The organism is Paenibacillus phytorum, assembly GCF_013141715.1.
Lineage (GTDB): Bacteria > Bacillota > Bacilli > Paenibacillales > NBRC-103111 > Paenibacillus_E > Paenibacillus_E phytorum.
Genome location: NZ_WHOA01000210.1, coordinates 1 through 4,482 on the forward strand (window position 1 = coordinate 1; position 4,482 = coordinate 4,482).

At 38.3% G+C, this 4,482-nt stretch carries 5 protein-coding genes; 1 reads left to right on the plus strand and 4 read right to left on the minus strand.

The features are described from left to right. Window positions 1–76 precede the first annotated feature (76 nt). From GC098_RS30025 to GC098_RS30040, 4 genes are all read right to left on the minus strand, one after another. Complete coding sequence (locus GC098_RS30025) at window positions 77–472, minus strand: VOC family protein (protein ID WP_171647139.1); 396 nt, start codon at window positions 470–472, stop codon at window positions 77–79. A gap of 178 nt (window positions 473–650) precedes the next feature. After that, complete coding sequence (locus tag GC098_RS30030; protein ID WP_171647141.1) at window positions 651–1,577, minus strand: phosphotransferase family protein; 927 nt, start codon at window positions 1,575–1,577, stop codon at window positions 651–653. A gap of 92 nt (window positions 1,578–1,669) precedes the next feature. Continuing rightward, window positions 1,670–2,386, minus strand: coding sequence for a hypothetical protein (locus GC098_RS30035; RefSeq protein WP_171647143.1), 717 nt, complete (start codon window positions 2,384–2,386; stop codon window positions 1,670–1,672). 27 nt (window positions 2,387–2,413) lie between these two features. Continuing rightward, window positions 2,414–2,872, minus strand: coding sequence for a GyrI-like domain-containing protein (locus GC098_RS30040; RefSeq protein WP_171647144.1), 459 nt, complete (start codon window positions 2,870–2,872; stop codon window positions 2,414–2,416). 326 nt (window positions 2,873–3,198) lie between these two features. Between GC098_RS30040 and GC098_RS30045 the strand changes: the two genes are divergently transcribed. Beyond that, window positions 3,199–4,080, plus strand: coding sequence for an AraC family transcriptional regulator (locus GC098_RS30045; protein ID WP_171647146.1), 882 nt, complete (start codon window positions 3,199–3,201; stop codon window positions 4,078–4,080). Window positions 4,081–4,482 lie beyond the last annotated feature (402 nt).

The window sequence follows — 4,482 nt, forward strand, 5'->3', positions numbered from 1 at the left end:
TAGTTGAGTTATAAATTAAATGAGTATTCTAACCGTTTTTCTTTCCACGGGACCCTCGAACATACCTTCCGAAAGCTTACTGTTTGGTAATCATCCACGTGACACCGAATTTATCTACGACTTCTCCATAATAAGCACCCCATGGCTGAGGAGCAAAAGGATACTTGCTTTCGCCGCCCTCGCTTAGCTTGGCATATGCCGTATTGGCCTCTGACACATCGTCATAGCTCAAGGAAATACTGATGCTGCGGTTATACGAAACCGGTTCGAATGAATCGGAAATCATTAACGTATTCGTGCCCGCCACTGTCAAAGCCAAATGCATGACTTTATCCTTCATCGCCTTGGGTGTTCCCGGCGTCTCACCGAATGTGGTGAGAAACTGAATTTCGCCACCGAGTGACTCGACGTAAAAATTCGCCTGACCTCTTGCATCCTCCGACATCAAATAAGAGTGAATTTGTGCTCCCATAAGTTTAACAACCTTTCCACTTGAATTTTGTCCTTACATGAATACGACGAATGAAAAATGGTGGATTTTATAGCCAACTTCCCAAGATTGCAGCTGAAGTTGTTAACCGTTCGGCTGCCGGCTACCGTTGTGTCTGCATTTAACTAACGTATCCATTAGCGGAATTCTATCGTCCTATTTAATTGGTCAAGCTTAAAAGCTCTTCGCGAAGTCCGAAATAAGCATCCTTCCAGCCCATCTTTGCATAGAAGCGTAATCCAATCAATCCATTATAATACCTAGCACCAATTATTCTTTCCTCAAAATTAGGAATAGTAATGCCAATCTGTTGCTGATAATTCTGATATTCCTGAATCACATCAAGTGTCCTTAAGTGCCAGTCTAATGTTGCAAGGTCGACAAGAAAATCGCCATATTTACCATTACTGTCAATAATGCCGGTTATACGTTGGCCATCAGATAAAATATTAAACTGATGGAAATCACCATGAATAAAATAGCGATGTGGTTCATTATAGCTCGAGTAAGCCAATAAGCGGTTATAACATTCATCGAACACATCTTTTTCAAGACAAGAAGTTTTGAACAAGCTGTACCAACCATCCCAGAAGGTGCCCGCCTGATCCTCTGCGTTAACGGCGATTACATATTCATTCCATGAGTTATACGTACCATTCCCGCCAGGATTTATCATGCCATAACCGATTGTTTCGCCTAACTCAGCGTGGTTCATTCTTGTTAACAACTGAATGACCTCCGGAAGCAAGTGGCGTTGTTGCTCAGGAGAACAGCTTGCCAAGTTGTGTCCACTGATCTTTTCAGAAATGAGATAGTCCAATAATTGGAATTTACCTAGCCCGCAACAGGGAGGAAACGGAACCCCCTGGGATGATAAGAGATTTGAAATAAATCTTTCCGTTTCAAAACTCCCTGCTAAATCGCTAAATTTAATAACGTGTTCCTTATCTAAAACCGAGAAGGAGAATACAGCGCTTAAGTTTCCCCCTTCTAATGGCGTTACCCCAGTCACTTTCGATTCAAAATATTTACTCAGCACAACTTCCACTTGCGAAGTCTCCAATGTTGGTTTTTCGTATACAGTCATCAATTCCCATCCTTTTTCCTTTGACTTAAGGGGCTCCAGGTTTTATATGATCCCCGTTACTTTCGTAAGAGCAAGGGCTAGTGTTTAACGAATCAGATGTATGGCTTCAAAAATGTTATCTTTCGCTTACCATGATTAAAAGCATGAATTTTTTCAAAACCTCCATTCATCACTTTTTGTTTTTTATCGCAAACGATGCCAACGATCGAATTGTTTAAGTCCAATATTTGATAAATATTAGTAAGCATTTGTTGTATTTGATTGTCATTAGATCCCTTCCAATAGGCAATATTCCCATAAGGTAAGTCTGTAAAGACTACATTGACGTTTTGTATTGGGGGGCGTGTAACACCCGCAATATTAAAGGGAAAACATTGCAATTGTTTTACGGCTGTTTGATTTAACCTTTCAAGACGCTCTACACTTTCCAAGGCATTCAGATGAGATTCTTTTTGATAAAGATCATAATCCCTTTGGAGCTGTTCCTTTCTTGCAAGAAGACCCTCCTCAGTTAAAAGGTTTAAGTTTCGTTTTGCATATTCAAGGACCTGTTCATCAATATCCGATCCATAGATTGCGGCTAAGTGTTCACTGTAAAGAAAGCCAATGAACGTTAATAGATGTGCACCACCACAACATGGGTCATACAGAATTAAGTTTTTATCGGTCCTTAATTGAGTTAAACATCTAAACATAATCTCCTTACCTAACCTGACAGGAAATGCCGTTGTATTTGGAGCATTATGTAACACCCTGCCACTTGCAAAATCACTATAATCCTCTTTCTCAATTTCATATTCATAAATCATCGTTCCTCGTCTCCATTTAAATAATGATTACGATTTGCCTCTTGCGACTGGAACCCATAGCTCATATAGGGCATCCACTATTATAATTCGGAAAAACTGTGCATTTTCCACAAGCTCGTATCCATTTGTAGGAAACCATTCTGAAAATAAATAATACCAAGTGTTATACAATGCACGAGGTGATGTTGAAGAAAGTTCAAAAACTGCCCACTCTTGCTTAGCAATTATCAACTCTACAATAAAATTAGGACATTCTGCCGTTGTTTCAAACCCAATATAATAGTCAACTAAATCGTCTGCATGGTCGACTGCTATATACAGAATTTCATCTACTTTTTCCATAGATACTTGCTCAAAATAAGTTTGCATATCTTTATATGTTGTTTGATCAATACCCGGAACAAAGACACCATTTTTATGTATTGGTGCAGTCTCTTTAATACCGACAATCTTGAAGGATTCCTTAGACACAAATCGGTAGTTCACTATTTACCAACCTTTCAAATTTCTGTATTAAACCTTCTCGAAAACATAGATGTAGGGTGCAGCCCCTTGAGACTTAGTGGGAATACTTTTATTAATCGCAAATGCAATGACGCAGCAACTTGTAAAATCTCAGCCCAATTTTCTCTCCTTCTTAAACAAATATTAGCAACTTTGGCATCACCGTTCCCGACAAAACTGATATTGTTTTGGTCGGATCTACAGCATTAAACTTAGTTAGAGAAAAGATCCGATAAACATTAGATACGAATTGTCGGGAGCATTTCTTTGATATCAGGTATGATAATCAGGGATAGGATGTGGAAGATATGGATTTACTAAAGGATATGAACGATGCTTTAACTTATATTGAGAAGAACCTCGAAAATGAGATAGATATGGCTGAAGTAGCAAAAATTGCACGATGCTCAGAATTTCATTTCAAAAAAATGTTTTCCTATTTAGCAGACATTACGTTACTTGAATATATTAGAAGAAGACGGTTAACCATGGCTGGTTTTGAATTAAAAGGTCAACATAGGAAAGTAATCGATGTTGCCATCAAGTATGGCTACCATTCACCAGATTCGTTCACGAAAGCTTTTTATCAATTGCATGGTGTTAACCCTTCCGAGGTTAATAAAACGGGAAAATCCTTAAAATCTTTTCCACGCATGACTTTTCAATTAACCATTACAGGCGGAAGTGAATTGAATTATCGAATTGAAAAAAAAGAGGCATTTACGATTGTAGGTATAAAAGAAACAATCCCTCTCGTATATAAAGGAGAAAATCCTTTTATAACAGAAATGTTGACGAAAATAACAGATGAGGTTTACTCCAAGCTGAAAGCTCTTTCAAACGTGGAGCCTTTAGGCGGATATAATGCTTCATTTCATTTTAGGGAAAGAGAAAATGAGGAAAAGGCTAAATTAGATCATCTTATTGGTGTAGCAACAACAAAAAAAGATTTATTAGGTTTGGATTCTATAGATGTTGCACCATCTACATGGGCTATCTTCACGGTGCTTGGTAGTCCTCGTAGAATACAGGAAGTATGGGGACAAATCTATGCCGAATGGTTTCCTTCATCTAATTATCAAGTAGTAGAGGGTCCTGAGATTCTATTTACAGAAAACAAGGATACTGGTAATACAGGATATAAAAGCGAAATCTGGATTCCTGTTTACAAAAGAAACCCGTTCCGCTAATCAGCAGTTTAGAACATAACGAAAGCACGGATAAAAAGGCCAATGAAACAAGATCCTGCCGATGCAGGAGCTTGTTTCATTACGGATATCCATTGAACTTTTATAAAGTTTAAAACAAATCCATCGCAGTCTTTTTAATAACTCCATCTCCACCAGTTCCATTTATTGCTGTATCTAGCCTTGTGTATATTAGGAGAAGTAGACTTTGTGCTTCAGACTTCTCATTTAATCGGATAAGATTCTCCTTAACCTTCTCAATTTCTAACAGAACTATCACCTCCGCTGAATAGTATTCAGAGCAGTAAGCAACCGTTCAATTTATTCTTGTCGGTATTTGTTATTAACAAATCCTGCCCGTTAACTCAATGAAAGAGCAGACCACCTATGTGATCTGCTCTGTTC

Bases quoted from the DNA above. Each gene is read 5' to 3' on its own strand.
- GC098_RS30025 (WP_171647139.1), bottom strand. From the start codon at position 472: ATGGGAGCACAAATTCACTCTTATTTGATGTCGGAGGATGCAAGAGGT.
- GC098_RS30030 (WP_171647141.1), bottom strand. From the start codon at position 1,577: ATGACTGTATACGAAAAACCAACATTGGAGACTTCGCAAGTGGAAGTT.
- GC098_RS30035 (WP_171647143.1), bottom strand. From the start codon at position 2,386: ATGATTTATGAATATGAAATTGAGAAAGAGGATTATAGTGATTTTGCA.
- GC098_RS30045 (WP_171647146.1), top strand. From the start codon at position 3,199: ATGGATTTACTAAAGGATATGAACGATGCTTTAACTTATATTGAGAAG.